General features: G+C 70.1%; 21 protein-coding genes. 10 read left to right on the top strand and 11 right to left on the bottom strand.

What is annotated here, in order from left to right:
* Nucleotides 1-33: 33 nt before the first annotated feature.
* Nucleotides 34-753, top strand: coding sequence for a hypothetical protein (locus ACFVJQ_RS03465; RefSeq protein WP_385780590.1), 720 nt, complete (start codon nt 34-36; stop codon nt 751-753).
* On the top strand, nt 750-1,277 hold the full coding sequence (locus tag ACFVJQ_RS03460) for a hypothetical protein (RefSeq protein WP_385780587.1): 528 nt from the start codon (nt 750-752) through the stop codon (nt 1,275-1,277). Before ACFVJQ_RS03465 ends, ACFVJQ_RS03460 begins: the two co-directional genes overlap by 4 nt.
* A gap of 30 nt (nt 1,278-1,307) precedes the next feature.
* Here the strand turns inward: ACFVJQ_RS03460 and ACFVJQ_RS03455 are convergent, their stop codons facing one another.
* Both ACFVJQ_RS03455 and ACFVJQ_RS03450 read right to left on the bottom strand, forming a co-directional pair.
* On the bottom strand, nt 1,308-1,685 hold the full coding sequence (locus tag ACFVJQ_RS03455) for a DUF192 domain-containing protein (RefSeq protein WP_385510837.1): 378 nt from the start codon (nt 1,683-1,685) through the stop codon (nt 1,308-1,310).
* Between the two features lie 93 nt (nt 1,686-1,778).
* The gene (locus ACFVJQ_RS03450; protein ID WP_385780584.1) at nt 1,779-2,957 is read right to left on the bottom strand and encodes a DUF418 domain-containing protein; all 1,179 of its coding nucleotides are present in this window, start codon (nt 2,955-2,957) and stop codon (nt 1,779-1,781) included.
* Between the two features lie 165 nt (nt 2,958-3,122).
* On the opposite strand from ACFVJQ_RS03450, the gene ACFVJQ_RS03445 reads away from it, so the two are divergent.
* Both ACFVJQ_RS03445 and ACFVJQ_RS03440 read left to right on the top strand, forming a co-directional pair.
* Nucleotides 3,123-3,995 (top strand): LLM class flavin-dependent oxidoreductase, encoded by an 873-nt coding sequence (locus ACFVJQ_RS03445; RefSeq protein ID WP_385780581.1) that lies wholly within the window; start codon nt 3,123-3,125, stop codon nt 3,993-3,995.
* Between the two features lie 91 nt (nt 3,996-4,086).
* Entirely contained in the window at nt 4,087-4,872 is a 786-nt protein-coding gene (locus ACFVJQ_RS03440) for a class I SAM-dependent methyltransferase (protein ID WP_385780578.1), read from the top strand.
* A gap of 10 nt (nt 4,873-4,882) precedes the next feature.
* Here ACFVJQ_RS03440 and ACFVJQ_RS03435 read toward each other — a convergent pair whose 3' ends face one another.
* Nucleotides 4,883-6,049 (bottom strand): winged helix DNA-binding domain-containing protein, encoded by a 1,167-nt coding sequence (locus tag ACFVJQ_RS03435; protein ID WP_385510833.1) that lies wholly within the window; start codon nt 6,047-6,049, stop codon nt 4,883-4,885.
* 590 nt (nt 6,050-6,639) lie between these two features.
* On the opposite strand from ACFVJQ_RS03435, the gene ACFVJQ_RS03430 reads away from it, so the two are divergent.
* The 4 genes from ACFVJQ_RS03430 to ACFVJQ_RS03415 all read left to right on the top strand — a co-directional run bounded on the left by ACFVJQ_RS03430 (nt 6,640) and on the right by ACFVJQ_RS03415 (nt 11,612).
* Entirely contained in the window at nt 6,640-7,413 is a 774-nt protein-coding gene (locus tag ACFVJQ_RS03430; RefSeq protein WP_385510832.1) for an isoprenyl transferase, read from the top strand.
* A 313-nt stretch (nt 7,414-7,726) separates the two neighbouring features.
* On the top strand, nt 7,727-9,052 hold the full coding sequence (locus ACFVJQ_RS03425; protein ID WP_129801240.1) for a PhoH family protein: 1,326 nt from the start codon (nt 7,727-7,729) through the stop codon (nt 9,050-9,052).
* Nucleotides 9,053-9,472: 420 nt separating this feature from the next.
* A complete protein-coding gene (locus tag ACFVJQ_RS03420) occupies nt 9,473-10,177 on the top strand; it encodes a transglycosylase SLT domain-containing protein (RefSeq protein ID WP_385510831.1) in 705 nt (234 codons plus the stop codon).
* 124 nt (nt 10,178-10,301) lie between these two features.
* Entirely contained in the window at nt 10,302-11,612 is a 1,311-nt protein-coding gene (locus ACFVJQ_RS03415) for an AI-2E family transporter (RefSeq protein WP_385510830.1), read from the top strand.
* Nucleotides 11,613-11,695: 83 nt separating this feature from the next.
* Here the strand turns inward: ACFVJQ_RS03415 and ACFVJQ_RS03410 are convergent, their stop codons facing one another.
* The gene (locus ACFVJQ_RS03410) at nt 11,696-12,229 is read right to left on the bottom strand and encodes an alkyl hydroperoxide reductase (protein ID WP_224737607.1); all 534 of its coding nucleotides are present in this window, start codon (nt 12,227-12,229) and stop codon (nt 11,696-11,698) included.
* A 5-nt stretch (nt 12,230-12,234) separates the two neighbouring features.
* The gene (locus tag ACFVJQ_RS03405; protein WP_385510828.1) at nt 12,235-12,789 is read right to left on the bottom strand and encodes a peroxiredoxin; all 555 of its coding nucleotides are present in this window, start codon (nt 12,787-12,789) and stop codon (nt 12,235-12,237) included.
* Nucleotides 12,790-12,923: 134 nt separating this feature from the next.
* Between ACFVJQ_RS03405 and ACFVJQ_RS03400 the strand changes: the two genes are divergently transcribed.
* Entirely contained in the window at nt 12,924-13,880 is a 957-nt protein-coding gene (locus tag ACFVJQ_RS03400; RefSeq protein WP_385510827.1) for a LysR substrate-binding domain-containing protein, read from the top strand.
* 1 nt (nt 13,881) lies between these two features.
* Here the strand turns inward: ACFVJQ_RS03400 and ACFVJQ_RS03395 are convergent, their stop codons facing one another.
* From ACFVJQ_RS03395 to ACFVJQ_RS03375, 5 genes are all read right to left on the bottom strand, one after another.
* Nucleotides 13,882-16,212 (bottom strand): FtsX-like permease family protein, encoded by a 2,331-nt coding sequence (locus tag ACFVJQ_RS03395; protein ID WP_385780570.1) that lies wholly within the window; start codon nt 16,210-16,212, stop codon nt 13,882-13,884.
* On the bottom strand, nt 16,209-16,898 hold the full coding sequence (locus tag ACFVJQ_RS03390) for an ABC transporter ATP-binding protein (protein ID WP_385780567.1): 690 nt from the start codon (nt 16,896-16,898) through the stop codon (nt 16,209-16,211). Before ACFVJQ_RS03390 ends, ACFVJQ_RS03395 begins: the two co-directional genes overlap by 4 nt.
* A complete protein-coding gene (locus ACFVJQ_RS03385; protein WP_385510823.1) occupies nt 16,895-17,419 on the bottom strand; it encodes a PadR family transcriptional regulator in 525 nt (174 codons plus the stop codon). The genes ACFVJQ_RS03390 and ACFVJQ_RS03385 overlap by 4 nt, the downstream gene beginning before the upstream one ends.
* A 146-nt stretch (nt 17,420-17,565) precedes the next feature.
* The gene (locus ACFVJQ_RS03380) at nt 17,566-17,823 is read right to left on the bottom strand and encodes a hypothetical protein (RefSeq protein ID WP_385510821.1); all 258 of its coding nucleotides are present in this window, start codon (nt 17,821-17,823) and stop codon (nt 17,566-17,568) included.
* Nucleotides 17,820-18,749, bottom strand: a complete 930-nt coding sequence (locus ACFVJQ_RS03375; RefSeq protein ID WP_385510819.1) for an SPFH domain-containing protein — start codon at nt 18,747-18,749, stop codon at nt 17,820-17,822. The genes ACFVJQ_RS03380 and ACFVJQ_RS03375 overlap by 4 nt, the downstream gene beginning before the upstream one ends.
* A 252-nt stretch (nt 18,750-19,001) precedes the next feature.
* On the opposite strand from ACFVJQ_RS03375, the gene ACFVJQ_RS03370 reads away from it, so the two are divergent.
* A complete protein-coding gene (locus tag ACFVJQ_RS03370) occupies nt 19,002-21,299 on the top strand; it encodes a transglycosylase domain-containing protein (protein WP_385780563.1) in 2,298 nt (765 codons plus the stop codon).
* A 50-nt stretch (nt 21,300-21,349) separates the two neighbouring features.
* Here ACFVJQ_RS03370 and ACFVJQ_RS03365 read toward each other — a convergent pair whose 3' ends face one another.
* Nucleotides 21,350-22,813, bottom strand: a complete 1,464-nt coding sequence (locus ACFVJQ_RS03365; RefSeq protein ID WP_385510816.1) for a catalase — start codon at nt 22,811-22,813, stop codon at nt 21,350-21,352.
* Nucleotides 22,814-22,940: the final 127 nt, after the last annotated feature.

Below are 22,940 nucleotides of genomic sequence, written 5' to 3'. Positions count from 1 at the left end.
GGGGACAGCCGTACGAGGAGGCAGGAGCAGGGCATGCGACGAGTGGTGCGGGGCTTCTGGGGGCCCCGGCAGGAGTCGGTGGAGGAGCTCGCCGGACGCTGGAGCGCGACGTTGGACCGGTTCGCCCAGCTCCTCCCGGAGGCCGGGGCGGCGGGCGCCGGCGCGGAGTGGACGTGGCGGACCGTTCCCGCCTCCGGGCCCTCCGCGGCCGTCCGGTCGGACGAGGCGTCCCTCGCGGGGGCGCTGCGTACGGCTCAGGCGGCCGACGACTGGTCGGCGGCGAACGGCACCTCTCTGCGTCTGCTCGCCGACAGCGCCCCGGGCTGGAAGGTGGAGGTCGCCGGACTGGCGGGCGGCACCCCGGAGTTCCTGCTCCAGTCGATGGTGGCCACCCTGGTGGCACCGGATGACCTCCGACTGCCCGACGCCGAACTCCTGACGGCCGTCGCCGAGGCATGGCAGCCGGACTTCGGCGATGTCGGCGACCGGGCCGTGACGGCCGCCCTGAAGAGCGAGGCCGGCTTCAAGGTCGGTACGCCGTCGGTGGGGTGGGTCGGCTTCCTGTCCCCGGGGCGCGCAGCCCGGGTTCCCGACGGGCTCGTGGCCCTCCAGAAGGAACTCCCGGACGCCGGTGTGCTCCTGGAGATCGCCGCGCCCGGCGACACCGAGGCGGTGGTCGCGGCGTACCAGGCGCTGAAAGAGGCCGGGGCTCTGGAGCAGCTGCCCCGCCCGCTGGACCGGGCCGCGCTGTGACCGCCCGGTTCGGGGAGGGCTTCGACACCGGGCGGGCCCTGTCCGACCTCGAGGCCCTCCTGGCCGAGCCTCTGCCCGCGGCCGGGCCGACGACCAGGGAAGGCGCCCCGGACACCGGCGAATGGTCGGCGACCAGGGGCGAGGGCTTCGTGCTCGTCCCGCTCTGGGAGAGCGAGGCCCTCACCGGAGTGTACGGGCGGGAGTGGGACGCGGCCACCACCAAGGCCCAGGAGCACCTGGTCTCCCTCGCGGCGGAACTGGACCGTCGTTGGGGCGCGCATCGGGTGGTGGGCATGCACGTACCGCTGTTCCGGAAGCAGGCGGGGGAAGCGCTGCCGGAGCCGTTCCAGGCGCTGAGCGACCACGACTTCTATGGCGATCTGGCCGTGTGGGGGCCGGTGACTGCAGGCTCGGACGCCGGATCGCGATGGGTCGCCGTCTCCCTCAACCATTACGACGGCGACGCCCCGATGATCATGATCGCGGTGGTCACCGACCGGCCCATCACCGAACTGGAGGAGTAGAGAAGTGGCGCGCGACGAACGCCGCGCCGCCTACCCGCCGCCCTCCACCGACACCCGCACCCCCACCCGCACCCCCCACCCCGCCATCACCCCCGCCTCCGCCTCCAGCACATGCCGGGAGCGGAGCCGTGGCAGACCCAGGCGCCACGGTTTCATCGTGTGGACGGCGATGACCGTCAACTCGCGGTCGAGGTAGGCGACGTCGATGGGGATGCGCATACGGAAGGTGTGGACGCTGTTGGCGGGGGAGAGGAGGATCGCGCCGTCCAGGGAGTCGCGGCCCAACAGGCCCTTCGTGCGGGCCCGGTAGGACGTCGCGATTTCCAGAGGGATCGTCAGGGGGACCGCGGTGGGCGTTCCGTCCCCGTGCACGATCAGCTTGCCCCGCCCGTCCCGCCAACGTCCCATGCCCCGGCCACCTCCGCCGTCCGCCTCTGGTCCTCCGGTGTGCGAACCGACCGTATCCGCCGGGGAGCGACGCCCACCGGCGGATCGACGATGTCAGCGGCGCAGCGCCCACCGTTGCGCCGACTCCAGCGGGCCCTGGGAGAAGCGGCGCAGCCACAGGGTAGAGGCGGTGACGAGGAGTGCGCAGACGGCCGCCCACAGGGTCATCACCCACCAGGGCCCCTCGTCCGCGAGCCGCTCGGCCAGGCCGAGGCCGAGGCCGTAGCAGGCCAGCATGCACAGCAGGTTCTGCAGGACGTAGCAGGACAGGGCGGTGCGGCCGACCGACGACAGGCCGTTGGTCAGGGGAGTGGGGAGCCACCCGCGGTCCAGCACGACACCGATCAGGCCGATGTAGCCGAGCGCCACCACAGGGGCGGCCACATAGCGGCCGAGGAAGAAGAACTCCTCGCCGCCCAGGGTGAGGGCCGCGTTGAACGGGATGCCCAGCCCCAGACCCCGGACCGCCATCCGGGAACGCAGCTGACGGCCCCGCTCGGTCGCGGTGAAAACGCCGGTGCGGTGGAGGTGGACGCCGAGCAGGAAGAGGAAGACCAGCAGGCCGAAGGAGATGACCGGCTCCAGGCGCAGGGAGATGGCGTTCTCCAGGCGGAAGGCGACCTGGTCGAGCCAGCTGCCGTGGGCATAGAGGTCCACGGTCTCGGCGGAGACCGACGCCTCGTCGGAGGCGGAGTCGGAGGCCGGCAGGGCGAGGGTGATCAGCGACATCAGGGCCACGTGCAGGCTCACCGACGTCCACAGCACCGCGCGCCGCACCCGCTCGGAGCGGGTCAGCAGCCGGGCGACGAGCAGGGCCGTGACGGCGTACCCCATCAGCACGTCGAAGCCGAAGACGAGGACGAAGTGGAGCGTGCCCTCGGCGAGGAGGAAGAGAGCGCGGGGCCGGTAGCCGCGCGGCCAGGGGGTGCCGCGGCGGGCGGCGGAGTCGTACTGGATGGCCAGGCCCACGCCGAAGAGGATCGTCAGCAGCGTCAGGAACTTCCCGTCGGCGAGAAACCGGAAGAGCGCCTCCGCGGGCTCGCCTAACGGGTCCGCGGTGGCCGCACCCTGCAGGAATGCCCACTCGGAGCCCGGGGTGGCGAAGATCCACACGTTGGTCATGAGCGTGCCGAGGATCGCCGCCCCGCGCAGGACGTCCAGCAGCGGCAGCCGGGCCGGCGGGGAGGTGTGGGGGGAGGCGGCGTCCACCGACGCGCGCAGGATGTTCGACATGACACCAGGCTCGCGGAGCGTCGCGGCGCAATCTTCGTGCCGCCGGACGAAACCGGCGTACATCCTTCGATGCAGCGCTTGGGACGCGGGTGGGACACCGGTGGGGTGAGCCGTGCGCGGCGTGTGGGGGTGTTCGGGCGGGCGTCCGCCGGATAGGAAGAAGGCATGACCGAACTCGGCGCAGTGTTCCGTCCGCAACTCCCTCCTGAGCGGCTGCGTGCCCTCGCCCGTCTCGCCGACGAGACGGGGCTCGACCAGCTGTGGCTGTGGGAGGACTGTTTCCGTGAGGGCGGCATCTCCACGGCCGCGGCCGCTCTCGCCTGGACCGAACGGGTACGGGTGGGTGTCGGCCTGCTGCCCGTGCCGCTGCGGAACGTCGCCATCACCGCGATGGAGGCCGCCTCGCTGCACCGTATGTTCCCGGGCCGCGCGATCCTCGGCGTCGGACACGGGGTGCAGGACTGGATGGGGCAGGTCGGAGCGCGCGTCGAGTCGCCGGTGACGTTGCTGCGCGAGCATCTCCTTGCGCTGCGCGCCCTGTTGAACGGGGAGCGGCTCACCACCGAGGGCCGGTACGTCATGCTCGACGACGTCGCCCTCGACTGGCCGCCGCAGACCCCGGTCGAGGTGCTCGCCGGCGCCACCGGCCCGCGTACGCTCCGGCTCTCCGGCGAGGCGGCGGACGGCACGATTCTCACCGCCGCCACACCGCCCGAGGGCGTACGCCGGGCGCGTCAACTCGTCGACGAGGGCCGCAAGTCGGCCGACCGCACCGGCCCGCACCGCATCGTCGTCTACCTCCTCACCGCCACCGGCCCCGCCGCCGCCACCCGGCTGCACGCCGAACTCACCGCCGAGGGTCTCGCCGCCGTCCCCCACCTGGGTGTCGCCGGTGACGCGGCCACCGTGGCCGAGGCTGTCCGACGCCTCGGCGAGGCCGGCGCCGACTCGGTGATCCTCCAGCCGACGGCCGACGAACCCGACCCCGAGGGCTTCCTGCGTTTCACGGCGCGGGAGGTGCGGCCTCTGCTCCCGTAGGGCCGCGGCGCGGGCACCGTCGTAGCAGGCGAGGATCTGCTGCCGGGAAAATCAGCAGCGGCCACTGACAAAGCCCTGCGACGATCACGGCATGGATCACGACCAGCGCACCTTCGAGGAACTCGTCGCCGAAGGGGCCTCCGTCCCCACCGAGGGCTGGGACTTCTCCTGGTTCGAGGGCCGGGCCACGGAGGAGCGGCCCGTGTGGCGGTACGCGGAGTCGATGGCCGGGCGCCTGGGCCGGGCGAGGGCCGCCCTCGACCTCCAGACCGGCGGAGGCGAGGTCCTCGACTTCGCCCTCGGCGCGGCCCCGCACCCGCCCCGCCTCACGGTCGCGACGGAGGGCTGGCCGCCGAACGTCGCCAAGGCGACCGCCCTGCTCCGCCCCCGCGGCGTCGCGGTCGTCGCAGCGCCCGAGGACGCGCCGCTGCCCTTCGCGGACGCCGCCTTCGACCTCGTCGTCAGCCGCCACCCCGTATGGCCGCGCTGGGCGGAGATCGCCCGCGTCCTCGAGCCCGGCGGCACGTACTTCGCCCAGCACGTCGGCCCCAGCAGCTGCTACGAACTCGTCGAGTACTTCCTCGGACCGCAGCCGGAGGACAACCGCAACGCCCGCCACCCCGACCACGAACGCGCCGAAGCCGAGGCCGTCGGCCTGGAGATCGCCGACCTGCGCGCGCAGCGGCTGCGGATGGAGTTCCACGACATCGCCGCCGTCGTCCACTTCCTGCGGAAGGTGATCTGGATGGTGCCGGACTTCACCGTGGAGGCCTACGAGGACAAGCTCCGCGCCCTGCACGAACGCATCCGCGCCGAGGGCCCCTTCGTCGCCCACAGCACCCGGCACCTCTTCGACGCCCGCAAGCCCGCCGCCTAGGCGGGCCGGCTCACGCGTGCGGCCCCGTCGTCACCTCGCCGATCACCAGCTCCGCCCCGGCCGTCGCCTCCAGCACCTGCGCCACCCGCTCGGCCTGCTCGCCCAGCTCCCGCTCCTGCCGCGCCGTCAGTCGGACCAGCGGCTCCACCGTGATGGTCGTACGCCGTCCCTGCCGCCGCTGGTGCCAGACCCCGGTCACCACGCCGTCGACCAGGAGCACGGGGTAGTTGCCCGCCTGGCCGCGGGCCAGCGCCCGCTCGTAGGCGGGCCCCGGGAACAGCAGCTCGCGCGGCTGGGCGGCGATGGCGTACGCGTCGAAGTACGGCAGCAGGCGTACGCCCCGCACCGGGCCCTTCGGGAACGCCGTGTCGCCGGCCGCCACCCACGCGCGCGTGCCCTCGAAGAGGACCTCCTCGATCTCCCCGGCAGCGGCCAGCGACGCGAACAGCTCGGCGGCCCAACCGGCGGGCCCGGCCAGCCACTTGGCGAAGTGCTGCGGTGTCGCCGGCCCGTAGGCGTGCAGATAGCGGCGTACGAGGGTGCGCACCGCCTCCTCCTGCGGCAGCGGCGTGCAGCGGGGCGGGCGGGTGTACGTCGTCCGGCGACCGCGGTTGGGGCCGAAGCACAGGGCGCCTGACTGGCCGGCCCGATGCAGCACCGTCCGCCAGCGCGGCCAGAGGTCCTGGAAGGCGGGCATCACCCGCTCCCCGGCCCAGGGACCGGTGCGCGCGACGATTTCCTCGCCCAGCTCGTCCACCGTGAGGCACGCGTCGGTGAGTGCGTCGCCGATGGCCGCCACGACCTGCTCGGTCTGCTCGTCGGTGAGCCGGACGTCCGGCGGGAAGTTGTTCGGCCCGGTCGGCACCGCGGTCAGCGCGACACTCCAGACCGGGAGCTCATGTACGTCGAGCAGATGCACGGTCCCGCGCGGTCCGTACGTCTTGACCAGAGACCGCTCCTCCCACAGTGCGGTGCGCACGTCCGCCCGGGTCACCCCTGCGGCCCTCGCCCCCACCGACAGCTCGGCCGCGGACAGCACCTGCGCATGCGCCCCGAGCATCGCGGCGACGACGTCGGCGACCGGTGTCCCGGCCGCGGCCGGACTGGCCAGGAACTGTCGCTCGAGCCGCCGCGCACTCGCCTGCTCCCAAGTGATCCCTCTGCTCCGCACAGTCATGCGAGGGACGCTAGGCCGGTTCTAGGTCGGATTCTGTCCTCCACGCAGGTCACGGAGTTTTCACATCGTTACCGGCAGCCCCTGGATTCACATCGACACCTTCACGTAAGTTCAGACCAAGGTAATTCGCGTGAGCAAAGCCGCGCGGGCCGCACCGCGCAGTGGAGGGGGCTGCGCGGTGCTCTGATCGTCAAGCCCCCGTAGGGCCGTTCGCCCATCAGGGGGACATTCGCGTTTCGGCCATGCGCCGGCTGTGAAACCCCTGTGAGCCGCATATTCCGCGGCCACCGACGCGTTGCCGGACGATTCCGGAGAGTAGTTATTGCGCGCCGATGCACGCAGCATCCCTTACGAAGGGTTATGGTGGAAACCCCCCCTCGGGCCGGTCCGTCTCCCCCCCACGGACCGGCCCGTTTCTTTCTCCCACGAGGGGTGCCTTACAAACGCGGCTCACCTCCACGCCCCCCAGGGGCGCGGGGAACTGCGCGACCAGCCCACCCCCAACCGCACCCACAAAACCCCGCCCAAGCCCCGCAGGGGTAGGCTTCCGCCCGCGGGGACCGCCACCGTACGGAGGGGCTGACATTCACGTGAACCTGCGCGACAAGCTGCGCGGCCTGCTGGTCAGGCTGTACGCACGCCGGGTGGAAGGCCACCTGGACCACGCTCAGGTGCCCAAGCACATCGGCGTCATCATGGACGGCAACCGGCGCTGGGCGAAGGCCGCGGGCTCCACCACTGTTCACGGTCACCGGGCCGGCGCGGAGAAGATCGAGGAGTTCCTCGGCTGGTGCTCCGAGACGGACGTCGAGGTCGTCACCCTCTGGCTGCTGTCGACGGACAACTTCGACCGCCCCCAGGAGGAGCTCGTCCCGCTGCTCGGGATCATCGAGGACGTCGTGCGCACTCTCGCCGCCGACGGCCGCTGGCGCGTCCACCACGTGGGCACCCTCGATCTGCTGCCGCAGCAGATGCAGACCACGCTCAAGGAGGCCGAGGAGGCCACGGCGCACGTCGACGGGATACTCGTCAACGTCGCCATCGGCTACGGCGGCCGCCAGGAGATCGCCGACGCCGTCCGCTCGATGCTGCTGGACGCCGCCGACAAGGGCAGGTCCATCGAGGACGTCGCCGAGACCGTCGACGTCGACATGATCGGCCGGCACCTCTACACGGGTGCCCAGCCCGACCCCGACCTGGTGATCCGCACCAGCGGTGAGCAGCGGCTGTCCGGATTCATGCTCTGGCAGACGGCCCACTCCGAGTACTACTTCTGTGAGGTCTTCTGGCCGGCCTTCCGCAAGGTCGACTTCCTGCGCGCCCTGCGTGACTACGCGGCACGCCACCGTCGTTACGGCGGCTGACGGACGAACCCCCGCAGCAGCGGACGTACCCCGCTTCACGAGGAGTTCACCGGGGCGCCGTCATATGCCGTGGCATGGCAGCGCATGTTCGAGGGCATAAGGCAATCAGGTCGACACCCGAACCACGGGTGTCGGATCTCAGCGGGCGGCACGGGGCCGTCCGCCCGGGAGGCCCCTTGCACCAGCCCGATCGTGCGGTCACAGCACGGACGAAGCAACTGAGGGCCGGTTCTCGGCCCGTGCATCGGAGCCGTCGACCGGTCCAGATCGTCTCCGTCGCTCCCCGACCTCATCCGAGGGGGTACGTCCTTCCGTGGTGACCAGCACAAAGCGCCACAAGCCAGACCGGCGCACCTATGTTCTCGACACCAGCGTCCTGCTGGCCGACCCGAACGCCCTGAACCGCTTCGACGAGCACGAGGTCGTGCTCCCCGTCGTCGTGGTCACGGAGCTGGAGGCCAAGCGGCACCATCCCGAACTCGGGTACTTCGCCCGGCAGGCACTGCGCCTGCTCGACGACTTCCGGGTGCGGTACGGCCGTCTCGACGCCCCCATCCCGATCGGGGACCTCGGCGGCACCCTGCGTGTCGAGCTCAACCACTCGGACCCCAGCGTGCTGCCCACCGGCTACCGCCTGGGGGACAACGACTCCCGCATCCTCGCGGTCGCCCGCAACCTGCAGGCCGAGGGGTTCGACGTCACCGTCGTGTCGAAGGACCTCCCGCTCAGGATCAAGGCGTCGTCGGTCGGCCTCCTCGCCGAGGAGTACCGCGCGGAGCTGGCCATCACGGACGCCTCCGGCTGGACCGGAATGTCCGAACTGACCCTGCCCGGCGAGCAGGTGGACATCCTCTTCGAGGAAGGCCACGTCTACGTCCCCGAGGCCGCCGACCTGCCCGTCCACACCGGCTTGACCATCCAGTCCGAGCGCGGCAAGGCGCTCGGCCGGGTGACCCCGGAGGGCAACGTCCGGGTGGTGCGCGGCGACCGGGAGGCGTTCGGCATCAAGGGCCGCAGTGCCGAGCAGCGCATCGCGCTGGATCTGCTGCTCGACCCGGACATCGGGATCGTGTCGATGGGCGGCCGGGCCGGCACCGGCAAGTCGGCGCTGGCACTGTGCGCGGGTCTGGAGGCGGTCCTGGAGCGCCGTCAGCACGAGAAGATCATGGTCTTCCGTCCGCTGTACGCGGTGGGCGGGCAGGAGCTCGGCTATCTGCCCGGCAGCGAGGCCGAGAAGATGAGCCCCTGGGCTCAGGCGGTCTTCGACACGCTGTCCGCGGTCACCAGCCGCGAGGTCATCGAAGAGGTCACCGCGCGCGGGATGCTGGAGGTGCTGCCGCTCACGCACATCCGCGGACGGTCGCTGCACGACGCGTTCGTGATCGTGGACGAGGCGCAGTCACTGGAACGGAATGTACTTCTCACCGTTCTGTCCCGAATCGGCGCTAATTCACGGGTCGTTCTGACCCATGACGTGGCACAGCGGGACAATCTGCGCGTGGGTCGGTACGACGGTGTCGTCGCCGTCGTCGAGAAACTGAAGGGGCATCCGCTCTTCGCGCATGTCACACTGACGCGGTCCGAGAGGTCCCAGATCGCGGCGCTTGTGACCGAAATGCTGGAGGACGGGCAGATCTGACCCTCACGCCCCATCTCGGGGTGGTTACGCGGTAGTTGGCGCCGTCCGGCAAAGGCCGAGAGCCTAGTCGGGCGGCGCCTTCGCGCGTCACGGTTTCTCAAAAATCCCAGGGCCAAACAGGATGTGAGCTTTCACACGCAACTCAGAATTGCCACCCGCCGTCCGGTTACGGCAGAGTCTCACTCCTGTCAGGCCCCGCATACGACACACCTGTACCCCCAGCGGTACGGCACAACGAAGGCAACACCGCTAACTCCATAGCTCCGTCGTATGCCGCCCGAGCACCATGCGGCGCTCCCCTGCGGGGAGTTGCCCACCGGGCCCGCGCCTCCCGTGACCCCGCAGTTGGGGAGGCCAGTGCCAGGGGCACGATTGCGTCCGCCAGGGTCACCGAAGCGGGCGATGCTGGAAGGAAACCGTGTGAGCCGGATTTCGGTCCGGGGATTCGCAGTGGCCTCGGCCACCGCGGTCACCGCAGTCGGAAGCGTCGTCGGCGTTGCCTCGGGCAGCACCGCGCAGAACAACGACGCCGAGGCGGCGGCAACCGACCTGACGCTCCTCGCGGACATACCCGCGGGCCAGCAGGCCCAGGTGCAGACCGCGTCCCTGACGCAGCAGGCCGACGTGCAGGCCATCGCCGCCGACGCGAGCGCCAAGAAGGACGCCGAGGAGGCGGCCCGCAAGGCGGCCGCCGAAACCGCGATCGCGAAGAAGGAGGCCGCCGAGAAGGCGGCCCAGGCAGCTCAGGAAGCCAAGGAGCGCGAGGAGGCGGAGCAGGCGGCCAGCCGCGACGCCGCCCGGGACGCGTCCGACTTCGCCGTCCAGAGCTCGTACACCATCGCCGAGATCCAGTCGATGGCGGCCTCGATGGTGCCGAGCGGGCAGTTCCAGTGCTTCAGCAACATCGTGGACCACGAGTCCGACTGGAACTACCGGGCGGTCAACCCCTCCTCCGGTGCCTACGGCCTCTTCCAGGCGCTGCCCGGCTCCAAGATGTCCTCCGTCGGTTCCGACTGGCAGACCAACCCGGCCACCCAGATCAAGTGGGGCCTCAACTACATGAACGAGCGCTACGGCAGTCCCTGTGACGCCTGGTCGTTCTGGCAGGCCAACCACTGGTACTGAGCCGACCCCCGCTCAACTTTTCCGAGCCCCTCACCGTCCTTCGGTGAGGGGCTTCGGCCATGTACGGTCGGACGGAACGACTCCAGGGGGAGCGGTGGGGACAGACGGGGGAAAGGGACGGATCATGTCGCGAGTGCCACAGTGGCTGAGCCGGCTCGGGACCCGGCTGGCAGATATGGGCCAGCGGTGGGAGGAACGCCGGGCCGAGGCGGAGAAGGAGCACGCCGAGCCGGAGCCGGCGGCCGCCGCGCAGACGTCCGCACCCGCCGAGGAGGCCGCCGCGCCTACGTTCGTCCGGCCCGATCCGGCGCAGGCCGTGCCGTGGGGCGTGCGGGTCGCCGCCGAGGCCGGGTGGCGGCTGCTGGTGCTGGCGGGCACGCTGTGGGTGCTGATGCGGGTCATCAGTGCCGTACAGCTGCTGGTGCTGGCCTTTGTCGCGGCGCTGTTCATCACCGCTCTGCTGCAGCCGACGGTGGCGCGGCTGCGGCGCTACGGGGTGCCGCGCGGGCCGGCCACGGTGCTCACCGCGATCCTCGGCTTCGTCGTCATGGGGCTCATCGGCTGGTTCGTGACCTGGCAGATCATGGAGAACATCGACAACCTCTCCGACCAGATCCAGGACGGCATCGACGACTTGCGCCGGTGGCTGCTCGCCAGCCCCTTCCACGTCACCGACAAGCAGATCAACGACATCGCCGAGAACCTGAGGGAGGCGATCGGGGCGAACACCGAACAGATCACGTCCGCGGGGCTGGAGGGCGTGACGGTCGTCGTCGAGGCGCTGACCGGGATCCTGCTCGCGGTCTTCTCGACGCTGTTCCTCCTCTACGACGGACCGCGGATCTGGCAGTGGACGCTGAAGCTGGTGCCGACGGCAGCACGGCCCGGAGTCGCCGGGGCGGGGCCTCGGGCCTGGCGGACCCTGACGGCGTATGTGCGCGGCACGGTGGTGGTGGCGCTGATCGACGCGATCTTCATCGGCCTGGGGATCTACTTCCTGGACGTCCCGATGGCCGTGCCGCTCGCCGTGTTGATCTTCCTCGGCGCCTTCGTCCCGCTGGTGGGTGCGGTGGTGTCCGGGGCGCTGGCGGTCGTGGTCGCGCTGGTGACGCAGGGCGTCTTCACGGGCGTGATGACGCTGGTGGTCGTCCTCGCGGTCCAGCAGATCGAGGGACACATCCTGCAGCCGTTCATTCTGGGACGGGCGGTGCGGGTGCATCCGCTGGCTGTGGTGCTGTCCGTGACGGCCGGGGGCCTGGTGGCCGGGATCGGCGGCGCGGTGGTGGCGGTGCCGTTGGTGGCGGTGACCAACACGGTGGTCGGCTATCTGCGGTCGTACTCCCAGGAGGCGCTACGGAACTCCCCCCAGCCGCACGGCGCGACGGCGACGTCCATCGCCCCGGCGCCGCCCAATCCCCCGTCGGACGCGCACTGACGGTCTCCGCAGGACTCCCGCGGCAACGGACCGGGCCCCGCCCACCACGAAGGTGAACGGGGCCCGCACATGGCTTGGTCCGGCTACTCGGCCAGTACCGCCTCGGCGTCCAGCGTGACGCCGACCGCCTGGATGACGGAGGCGATCTTGAAGGCCTCCTGGATGACCTCGCGGTCGATGCCGGCCTTGCGCAGGACCTGCTCGTGCGAGTCGAGGCACATGCCGCAGCCGTTGATGGCGGAGACGGCGAAGGACCACAGCTCGAAGTCGGCCTTGTCGACACCGGGGTTGCCGATGACGTTCATCCGGAGGCCGGCGCGCAGGGTGCCGTACTCGTGGTCGGACAGCAGGTGGCGCGTGCGGTAGAAGACGTTGTTCATCGCCATGACCGCGGCCGCCGCCTTCGCCGCCGTGTAGGCCTCGGGCGACAGGTTCGCCTTGGCCTCCGGCTCCAGCTCGCGCAGGACGATGGGGGAGCGGGAGGCGATGGCGGTCGCCAGCACTGTGCCCCACAGCTGCTGCGCCGGCAGCTCGGAGTTGCCGATGACCGAGCCCAGGTTGAGCTTCAGGTCCTTGGCGTAGTCCGGAATCGAGGACTTCAGGGAGTCGAGGGACATGTCAGTCACTCACCGGCCAGCAGCTTGACCGGGTCCAGGGTCTCGTCGCCCTTGCTCCAGTTGCACGGGCACAGCTCGTCCGTCTGGAGCGCGTCGAGGACCCGCAGGACCTCCTTGGGGTTACGGCCGACGGAGCCGGCGGTCACCATCGAGAACTGGATCTCGTTGTTCTGGTCGACGATGAAGACGGCGCGCTTGGCGAAGCCCTCCTCGTCCTCGATGCCGAGGTCGCGCATCAGCTCGTGCTTGGAGTCGGCCATCATCGGGAACGGCAGGTCACGCAGGTCGTCGTGGTCCTTGCGCCAGGCGTGGTGCACGAACTCGGAGTCACCGGAGAAGCCGAGGACCTGGGCGTCGCGGTCGGCGAACTCCTCGTTCAGCTTGCCGAAGGCCGCGATCTCGGTCGGGCACACGAAGGTGAAGTCCTTGGGCCAAGCGAAGATCACCTTCCACTTGCCCTCGTAGGTCTTGTGGTTGATCTTCTCGAACTCCTGGCCCTTCTCCAGTGAGACGCAGGCAGTCAGTTCGAACTCGGGGAACTTGTCACCGACAGTGAGCACTAGCTCTCCTTGCAGCGAAGAAACGCCCATTGTGTGGGCGTTTCCCATGGGGTTGGACGTCGATGATCGTGGCACAACGCGCATTGATTACGGAAATAGCTACACTCGGTCGGGTTGATCGGAGGTAGCTATCAGTGACCGTCAGTAACGTGGGCAAGAGGAGGCAGCCCAGTCTTGCCCAGTTGCGTGCCTTCGCCGCGGTGGCCGAGCATCTGCACTTCCGTGACGCCGCCGCCGCGATCGGCATGAGCCAGCCTGCCCTCTCCGGCGCCGTCTCCGCCCTGGAGGAGGTCCTCGGCATCACTCTCCTCGAGCGTACGACCCGCAAGGTGCTGCTCTCGCCCGCCGGTGAGCGGCTGGCCGTACGGGCGAAGGCGGTGCTGAGCGAGGTGGGCGCCCTGATGGAGGAGGCCGAGGCGGTGCGTGCGCCCTTCACCGGGGCCCTGCGGCTGGGCGTCATTCCGACCGTCGCGCCCTATCTCCTGCCGACCGTGCTGCGACTGGTGCACGACCGCTATCCCGACCTCGACCTCCAGGTGCACGAGGAGCAGACCGCCAACCTCCTCGACGGGCTCACCTCCGGCCGGCTGGACCTGCTGCTGCTCGCCGTCCCGCTCGGGGTGCCGGGGGTGTCGGAACTGCCCCTCTTCGACGAGGACTTCGTGCTCGTCACGCCGCTGGACCACTGGCTCGGCGGGCGGGAGGGCATTCCGCGCGAGGCGCTCAGAGAGCTCAACCTGCTGCTGCTCGACGAGGGGCACTGCCTGCGCGACCAGGCCCTCGACATCTGCCGGGAGGCGGGGCGTGAGGATGCGCCCGTCACCACCACGGCCGCCGGGCTGTCCACCCTCGTCCAGCTCGTCGCCGGTGGGCTCGGGTGCACCCTGCTGCCGCGTACCGCCGTCAAGGTCGAGACGAGCCGCAGCAACCAGCTCCTCACCGGCTACTTCGCCGATCCCGCGCCGACCCGGCGTATCGCCCTGGCCATGCGCACCGGCGCGGCGCGCGGCGGCGAGTACGAGGAGCTGGCGGCCGCACTGCGCGAGGCACTGCGGCCGCAGCCCGTACGGGTGGTGGACGGCGCCGACTGAATCACTCGGTGCGCAGGCCCTCCGGGCGCATCAGCCGCAGCAGCGGCGGCAGGCTGAGCAGCGTCACCAGCAGGACCACGCCCGCGCCGATGCCGGTCATCGCCAGCACACTCACCCAGTCGACGCTCACCGGGGTGGCCGTCATCTTCAGCAGCACCGCACCCAGGGTGAGGCCCACCATGGAGGCCAGGGTCAGGCCGAGCACGATCGGGATCGCCGTCTGCCACAGCACCGACAGGCTCAGCGTGCGGCGCCGGGTGCCGAAGGCGACCAGGGCGGACAGCAGCTTCCTGCGCTCCCGGAGCTGTTCCAGCTGGGAGACGAGCAGACTCGCGCCGATGAGGGCCAGGACGCAGGTGGCGCCGACGAGCAGGCCGGTGCGGATGCTCTCGTAGCGGTCGGAGCGCTGGCTGGACACCCACAGCATGGGCTCGGCGAGCGGATCGACGGCCGCCGCCGTGTTGCGTACCAAGTCGCGTACGTCCGGCACGGACTCGTCGAGGCGGAGATAGACCTGGCCGGTCAGGCTCTCCAGGGCCGCCGCGGGCAGTGCCTCAGGAGTGACGAGGAGGCCGCCGCGCTCGCTCCCGGTCATGTCCAGGGCCGCCTTCGCCCGCTTCACGGCCGGCAGGGTCCACGCGGTCTCCGCGCCCTTCGGGCTGCCCTCGTACGTGGGGTCGAAGTACACCGTCCGGCCGGGCTTCGCCATGGTTTCCGTGTCAGTGTCGTATTCCGCGCCCGACACGGCGAACACGTCACCGTCACGGCAGGACGGCAGCTTCGCCATCTCCCGCAGCGAGGCGCAGTCGCCCACGGTCACCGTGGTGCTGAGCTCGGGATCCGAGCGCCGCTCGCCCACATAGCCCTCCGAGTACGCATACACCCTGCGCACCCCCTCGGTCCGCCGGAACTCCGCCGCGGCCTCGGTGAGCGGCATGCCCTCCGGCACGGACACCTGCATCTGGATCCGCGAGACATCCTGGTCGGACTCGACGGTGAAGTCGTCCTCCACACCGGCGAACAGCATCTGCAGCGCGATCGCGCCGGCCACCGCCACCGCGATGCCGTTGACCGTGCGAGCCGCCGTACCGCTGCTCAACTGAAGCCTGCGGACGGCCAGTTGCCAGGACACCGAGCCGGCTCCGAGCCGGGCCACGACCGCCTCGACGATCCACGGCAGCAGCGCGGTGACGCCGATGAGCAGCAGCATCACGCCGCCGACGACCAGGTACTGGTTGAAGTCGCCGCCGTCGCTGCCCTGGCCGATCATCGGAGCCAGCATCGCGAGGCCGGCCAGCGGCAGCAGCAGCCGCCACCACAGCCGGCGGCGGTGCTGTTTCGCCGTGCGGACCACGCCGAGCGGCTCGATCACCACACCGCGCAGGGCGAACAGGGTGACCAGGACGGCCGCTGCCGGGATCGCGAGAGCGACCAGTGCGGCAAGGACGGGAGAGGGGTTGAGGTAGCTGGGGAACACGCTGACCTCGAACACTTCGGCCGAGCCTGCGATCTCCCGGCCGATCAGGAAGAAACCGGTACCGAAGACCAGGCCCAGCACGGACCCGGCGAGTGCCTCGCCCGCCGCGACCCGGCGGGTCATATGACGGTCGGAGCCCACCAGCCGCAACGCCGCGAGCCGCCGGTCACGCCCCTCCCCGCCGAACCGTACGGCCGCGGCGACGAAGACACCCACCGGCATCAGCAACACCACGAAGACGACCAGGATCAGCAGGAGCAGGACGGGGTCCCAGGGCTCGGACGTGCCCGGAATCTCCTCCCCGAACCGTTCGATCCGCGCGACCCGGCCGCCGTCGAGCCTTGACGCGAGTTCCTCGCCGCCCCGGTAGAAGGCGAGTTCGTGAGAGCCGATCAGGCCGGGCTCGGCGATGGTGCCGACGATCCGGTCGGGCAGCCGCTCGCGCAGCAGTGCCCCGTCCGCCGACGTCAGCAGTTCCTTCAGCGCGGGGGAGACGACCATCTCGCCCGCCGCCGGGAACTCCGCCACGCCCGGCGGCAGCGGAGCCTTCGCGCCCTCCGGCTCCAGCTCCCGGCCGCGGATGTCCTTGTCGCGGAAGGTGGTGCCGACGTTGGCGACGAGCAGGGTGGCGTCCGTCTTCGGCGGCGTCGTCTCACTGAACGTGAAGTCGGTGCGCGCCCGTTCGCGCTCGTCCCGGGCGGTCAGCGCGCTCGGCAGCGCGGTGGTGAGCAGCAGCAGCGCCACACCGAGCCCGACGCCGACCGCCATGAGCACCGCCCGCACCCAGCCGCCCCGGCCGGTGAACGCGAACCCGACGCCCATGGCCAGATCCCTGGACCACTGACGGAGCCTCATACGACGCGCTCCATGTCCCGGGACTTCCCGTCCCGTACGACGATCTCGCGGTCGGAGTAGGCGGCGACCCGCGCCTCGTGGGTGACCAGGACGACGGCCGCGTTGGTCGAGCGGGCCGCGTCCGTCAGCAGCTCCATCACGCGCTCCCCGTTGAGGGAGTCCAGCGCGCCGGTCGGCTCGTCGGCGAACAGCACCCGCGGACTGGTGACCAGCGCCCGCGCCACGGCGACCCGCTGCCCCTGACCGCCGGAGACCTCACCGGGCCGCTTCCTGCCTATCCCGTCGACCTCCAGGCGCTCCATCCAGGACAGCGCCGTACGCTCGGCGGCCTTGCGGGACGTGCCGTTCAGACGCAGCGGCAGGGCCACGTTCTCGACACAGGTGAGCTCGGGCACGAGCTGGCCGAACTGGAAGACGAACCCGAACTCCGAGCGTCTCAGCGCGCTGCGCTGGGCGTCGCTCATCGTGGCCATCTCCCGGCCGTCGTAGCGGATCGAGCCCTCGTCGGGCGTGACGATCCCGGCGAGGCAGTGCAGCAGCGTCGACTTGCCGGAGCCGGAGGGGCCCATCACGGCGACGACCTCGCCGGGGTGGATGGAGAACTCGGCGCCGTCGAGGGCGGTCGTGGGACCGTACGTCTTGCGCAGCCCTTCGGCCACGAGCAGGGAACCGGAAGGAGCGGTCACTTGGTCACCGCCTCCGCGAGCTTGTCGAGGCGTGCGGCGGTCAGTTCCAGCCAGCGCAGGTCGGCCTCGAGGTGGAACAGGGCGTGGTCGCAGATCAGTTGGTCGGCGAGGTCGCCCTTGCGCTTGCGGTCGGTGAGGATCCGCATCATCCGCAGGTGCTCGGAGCGCTGGGTGTCGAGGATCTCGGCGGCGTCGCGCCGGGTGAGCAGCGCGAGGACGACCTTGGTGTACAGGGTCGACTGAAGGTACGGCTCGGGCTTCTCCGGCGTTGCGAGCCACCGCTCGACGTCGGTGATCCCGGCGTCGGTGATGGCGTACCGCTTCCGCTCGGGCCCGCCGCCCGGTTCGATTCCGTCGACTTCGACGAGCCCGTTCTTCAGCAGGCGGGACATCGTCGAGTAGACCTGGCCGTAATGCAGCGGCCGGTCCTGACCGAACTTCTCGTCGAAGGCCCGCTTGAGGTCGTAGCCATGACGGGGGCCGGATTCAAGGAGGCCCAGGAGGGTGTGACCGATGGACATGCGAGCACTCTACACACGGTGTATACACGGTAGGCATACGCAGGGTGTGTAGATCATTGCGGGGTGTACGGCCGTGCAGGTCGGAGCCTGTTGTCACGGTTCTGCTACAGCCGACCAGCCCGTCCGGCGCGTGAGGGTGAGGCCGTTCAGGCCGACGGAGGTCTGGGGGTGGAGCCCCCGGGCGGACGGCCCCGGCGGGGCATCGGACCGGCGTCGCCCGGCAGTCGGCCTGCCTCCGCGAGAGCGCGCCGCAACAGGAACTCGATCTGCGCATTGGCCGACCGCAGCTCGTCGGACGCCCACCGTGCGAGCGCCTCGTACACCGACGGGTCCAGCCGCAGCAGCACCTGCTTGCGCTGCTGCGGCCGACGCTGAGGGGCTGAACCCCCGGAAGGCGCCGTCACTGGTAGAGCGTCCCGGTGTTGAGGACCGGCTGCGCGGAGCGGTCCCCGCACAGCACCACCATCAGGTTGGACACCATCGCCGCCTTCCGCTCGGAGTCCAGCTCCACGATGTCCTGCTCGGTGATCCGGGCGAGCGCCGCCTCGACCATCCCCACCGCTCCGTCCACGATCTGACGCCGCGCCGCGACAACGGCACCCGCCTGCTGCCGCTGGAGCATCGCCGAGGCGATCTCGGGGGCGTAGGCGAGGTGCGTGAAGCGGGACTCGATGATCTGCACGCCGGCCGCCTCCACGCGCGCGTGCAGTTCGACGGCGAGCTTCTCGGTGATCTCCTCGGCGTTGCCGCGCAGCGAGAGGCCGTCCTCGTCATGGGCGTCGTACGGGTACTCGATGGCGATGTGCCGGACCGCCGCCTCGGTCTGCGTGGAGACGAACTCGATGTAGTCGTCCACCTCGAAGGTGGCCTGCGCGGTGTCCTCGACCTTCCACACCACGACCGCGGCGAGCTCGATCGGGTTGCCGTAGGCGTCGTTGACCTTCAGGACCGCGGTCTCGTGATTGCGGACACGGGTGGAGATCTTCGTGCGGGAGGTGAGCGGGTTCACCCAGCGCAGGCCGTCCTGCCGGATCGTGCCCCGGTAGCGCCCGAAGAGCTGGACGACCCGGGCCTCGCCCGGCGCGACCATGTTCAGCCCGCACATGGCGACGAAGGCGGAGATGGCGACGAGTATGCCGACGATGATCAGCGCGGCCTTCGCGCCGGCCCCCGACACCGCCGAGGCGGACACGGCCGTACCGATGCCGGCCAGCAGCCCGATGAGGCCCAGGAGCAGGGCGAGTCCGCCGCCGATGCTGTGGGCGGTGAACTCGCGGACGCGTGGTTCGGGCATCTCGGGGACGTCGGGTGCGGAGTCGTGCGTGGTCATGGGCGGTTCCCCCGTTCTCGGTGGAGCTGTTTCCTGTCTAGCTCAGTTCTAGCTAAGTGATATCACTTTACCCCGCCACGGCAACCTCAACCCCCTCTCGAACGTCGGTTCCGTTGGGATGGGTGCTGATTGTCACGCCCGTAAAGGACCGAATCAGCCGGACTTGGTCATAGAGAGCGGTGTTAGCTTTCTGAGCTGACTTGCACCGGGCGCCGGAGTGACAGCCGACAACGAAGCGGAGCAGACGGACTCATGGGACGAGCGGAAGAGAGACGAGCGCGACAGCGCGGTGGCCACCGCGCGGCACCGAAGCGCCGCCGTTCGTCGCGGGCAGCGGGCGCGGGCACAACCGGGAAGAGCGGCATACGCCGGCTGTTCACCTGGAAGAAGGTCCTCGGCACGTTCCTCGGCCTCTGCCTGCTCGGCATCGGCGGCTTCATCGTGCTGTACCTGGTGATCGACATCCCCAAGGGGAACGCGCTCGCCAAGGAGCAGAGCAACGTCTACAAGTACAGCGACGGCACGACCCTCACCCGCGACGGCGAGGTCAACCGCGAGGTCGTCGACCTCGCCCAGGTCCCCAAGAAGGTCCAGCGGACCTTCGTCGCCGCCGAGAACAAGACCTTCTACAGCGACTCCGGCGTCGACCTCAAGGGCACGGCCCGAGGCCTGCTCAACACCCTCTCCGGCAAGGGCAAGCAGGGCGGCTCGACGATCACCCAGCAGTACGTCAAGAACTACTACCTCACCCAGGAACAGACGGTCACCCGCAAGCTCAAGGAGCTGGTGATCTCCCTGAAGGTGGACCGCGAGAAGTCCAAGGACGACATCCTCGCGGGCTACATCAACACCAGCTTCTACGGCCGTGGCGCCTACGGCATCCAGGCCGCCGCGCAGGCCTACTACCGCGTGGACGCGAGCGACCTCTCCGTCGAGGAGGGGGCGTACCTCGCCGCGCTGCTCCAGGCACCGAGCTCGTACGACTGGGCGGTCGCCTCCGAGACGGGCAAGCAGCTGGTCGAGGAGCGCTGGAACTACGTCCTGGACAACATGGTCGAGCAGGGCTGGCTGGACTCCGGCGAGCGCCAGGGCATGAAGTTCCCGGTGCCGAAGGAGCCCAAGGCCGCGCCCGGCATGGAGGGCCAGAACGGCTACATCGTGAAGGCGGCCAACCAGGAACTGGCCAGGCAACTCGTTGCCCAGGGCTCGGCGGCCGACCTGGAGGAGGCCCTGGCGAAGATCGACCGGGGCGGCTGGACCATCACGGTCAACATCGACAAGAAGAAGCAGACCCAGCTCGAGAAGGCGGCCAAGGAGCAGCTCACCAGCAAGCTCGACCCGGACGAACGGGAGGTCGACGCGGACGTCCAGGCCGGCGCCGCCTCCGTCGACCCGAAGACCGGCAAGGTCCTCGCGATGTACGGCGGCGTGGACTACGTCAAGCACTTCACGAACAACGCGACGCGCACCGACTACCAGCCCGCCTCCACCTTCAAGCCGCTGATCCTGGCCGCGGCGGTCGACGAGGGCGCCGAGACCCAGGACGGCACCCCGATCACCGCCGACACGATCTACGACGGCGACAGCAAGCGCCCGGTCGTGGACGACGGCAAGAAGGTCGGCTTCGCGCCGCCGAACGAGGACGACGTCGACTACGGCGATGTCACCGTGCAGACGGCGATGAACAAGTCCATCAACTCCGTCTTCGCACAGATGGGCGTCGACGTCGGCATGGACAAGGTCATGGAGGTCGCCGAGAAGCTCGGCATGGACGCCAAGGACCTCCAGCCGGTGCCGGCCCAGACCCTGGGCACCATGGGCGCGAGCCCGCTGGAGATGGCCGGCGTCTACGCCACCCTCGACAACCACGGCAAGAAGGTCACCCCGTCGATCGTGGCGTCGGCCAAGCACAAGGACACCGCCGTCGAGATGCCCGACCCGATCGGCGAGCAGGTCATCAGCCCCGAGGCCGCCGACACGGTCACCTCGGTGCTCACCGGCGTGGTCGACGACGGTACGGCCCGGCGCTCGGTGCGCGACAACCCGGCCCGGGACGGCCAGCAGGTCGCCGGCAAGACCGGTACGTCCGACGAGAACAGGTCGGCCTGGTTCACCGGCTACACGCCCGACCTGGTCACCTCGGTCGGCGTCTTCGGTGAGGACTCCAAGACGTACGCGCAGTCCTCGCTCTACGGCGCGGGCGGCGAGGAGCGCGTCAACGGCGGTCACTTCCCCGCGCTGATCTGGGCCGACTACACCTTCGGCGCGATGGGCGAGGTCACCCGATTCGACCTGGACACCGACCAGGGCGCGGCCGTCCAGCCGACCCGCACCCCGAGCCGGACGCCCACCCAGACCCCCACGCAGGAGCCGACGACGCAGGCCCCGACGACCGAAGCCCCGACCGAGACGCCGACGCAGACCCCGACCCAGACCCCCACCGAGACGCCGACGCAGACCCCGACCCAGACCCCGACGCAGACGCCGACGACGAGGCCTCCGGACGGGGACATCACGCTGGATCCGGTGGAGCCGGGCGAGGAGGAGTGAACGAGGGGTGCCCGGCGTTTCGCCGGGCGCCCCTCTTCGCTGTCGGGGGATCAGGCGCCGTTGACGTTGTGCGCGATCCGGTCCCCGATCTCCTTGTCGATGTTCCGCCAGTACTGCAGTGCCCGGTCGACCACCGGCCGGGTCACCCCGTTCTTCAGGTGACCACTGACGTTGGACACGAGCCGGTCCCGGGCCGCATCGTCCAGCACATGCCGCACCATCGTGCCGGGCTGCCCGAAGTCGTCGTCCTCGGAGTGCAGCTTGTACGCCTCACGCACCATCTCACCGGCGGTCTGCCACCCGGCGACGTCCCCGAACCGCTCGACGTCCGCAGCAGGCCCGCCGTACGAGTTCGGCGCGTACGGCGCACCGGTGTTCGCGGGCTCGTAGCGCATCGGCCCGTCCTTGGCGTACGAGTTCACCTGCGAGCGAGGCCGGTTCGGCGGCAGCTGCGCGTAGTTGGGGCCGATCCGGTAGCGGTGCGTGTCGGGGTACGAGAACAGCCGCCCGAGCAGCATCTTGTCCGGGGACGGCCCGATGCCCGGCACCATGTTGGACGGCTCGAACGCGGCCTGCTCGATGTGGACGAAGTAGTCCTCCGGGTTCTTGTTCAGGGTCATCCGGCCGACCTCGATCAGCGGGTAGTCGCCGTGCGGCCACACCTTGGTCAGGTCGAACGGGTTGAACCGGTAGTCCGGGGCGTCCTCGAACGGCATCACCTGCACGTGCATGGTCCACGACGGGTGATCGCCCCGCTCGATGGCCTGGAAGAGATCCCGGCGGTGGCAGTCGGCGTCCTCGCCGGCCATGCGGTCCGCGTCCTCCTGGGTGAGGAAGTCGATGCCCTGGTCGGTCTTGATGTGGTACTTGACCCAGAACTTCTCGCCGCCGCGGTTGACCCACATGTAGGTGTGGGAGGAGTACCCGTTCATGTTGCGGTACGTCTTCGGAACGCCCCGGTCGCCCATCAGCCACGTCACCATGTGCGCGGACTCGGGGGAGAGGGTCCAGAAGTCCCACTGCATGTTGTTGTCGCGCAGCCCGTTGTCCGGCCGGCGCTTCTGGGAGCGGATGAAGTCCTGGAACTTCTGCGGGTCACGGACGAAGAAGACCGGCGTGTTGTTGCCGACGAGGTCGTAGTTGCCGTGCTCCGTGTAGAACTTCAGGGCGAAGCCACGTGGGTCGCGCCAGGTGTCGGGGGAACCGAGCTCGCCGGCGACGGTGGAGAAACGCGCCAGCATCTCCGTGCGCTTCCCCGGCTGGAAGAGGTCCGCCTTGGTGAACTGGCTGACGTCGTTGGTTACTTCGAAGACTCCGTATGCGCCACTGCCCTTGGCGTGCACCACGCGCTCCGGGACCCGCTCCCGGTTGAACTGGGCCATCTTCTCGATGAGGTAGTGGTCCTGGAGCAGAATCGGGCCGTTGGAGCCCACGGTCAGCGAGTGCTCGTCGCTCTCGACCGGGATGCCGTGGTTGTTGGTGGTGTACGGGACCTGCTGGGGTGCCTGCGTCACTTGTCCTCCCCAGGGAAGACCGGTCACTCGGATCGGTGAATCGTTGCCAAGGCGAACGCCCGTCCCCGCCACGGTCGCTGAGGTCGGGGACACCGGGCTGGTTCCAACCCGGCTGGTGTTGATCGTG

It is taken from the genome of Streptomyces sp. NPDC127197 (genome assembly GCF_042672405.1).
GTDB lineage: Bacteria > Actinomycetota > Actinomycetes > Streptomycetales > Streptomycetaceae > Streptomyces > Streptomyces flavusporus.
This window is presented reverse-complemented; position numbering and strand designations above follow the sequence as displayed.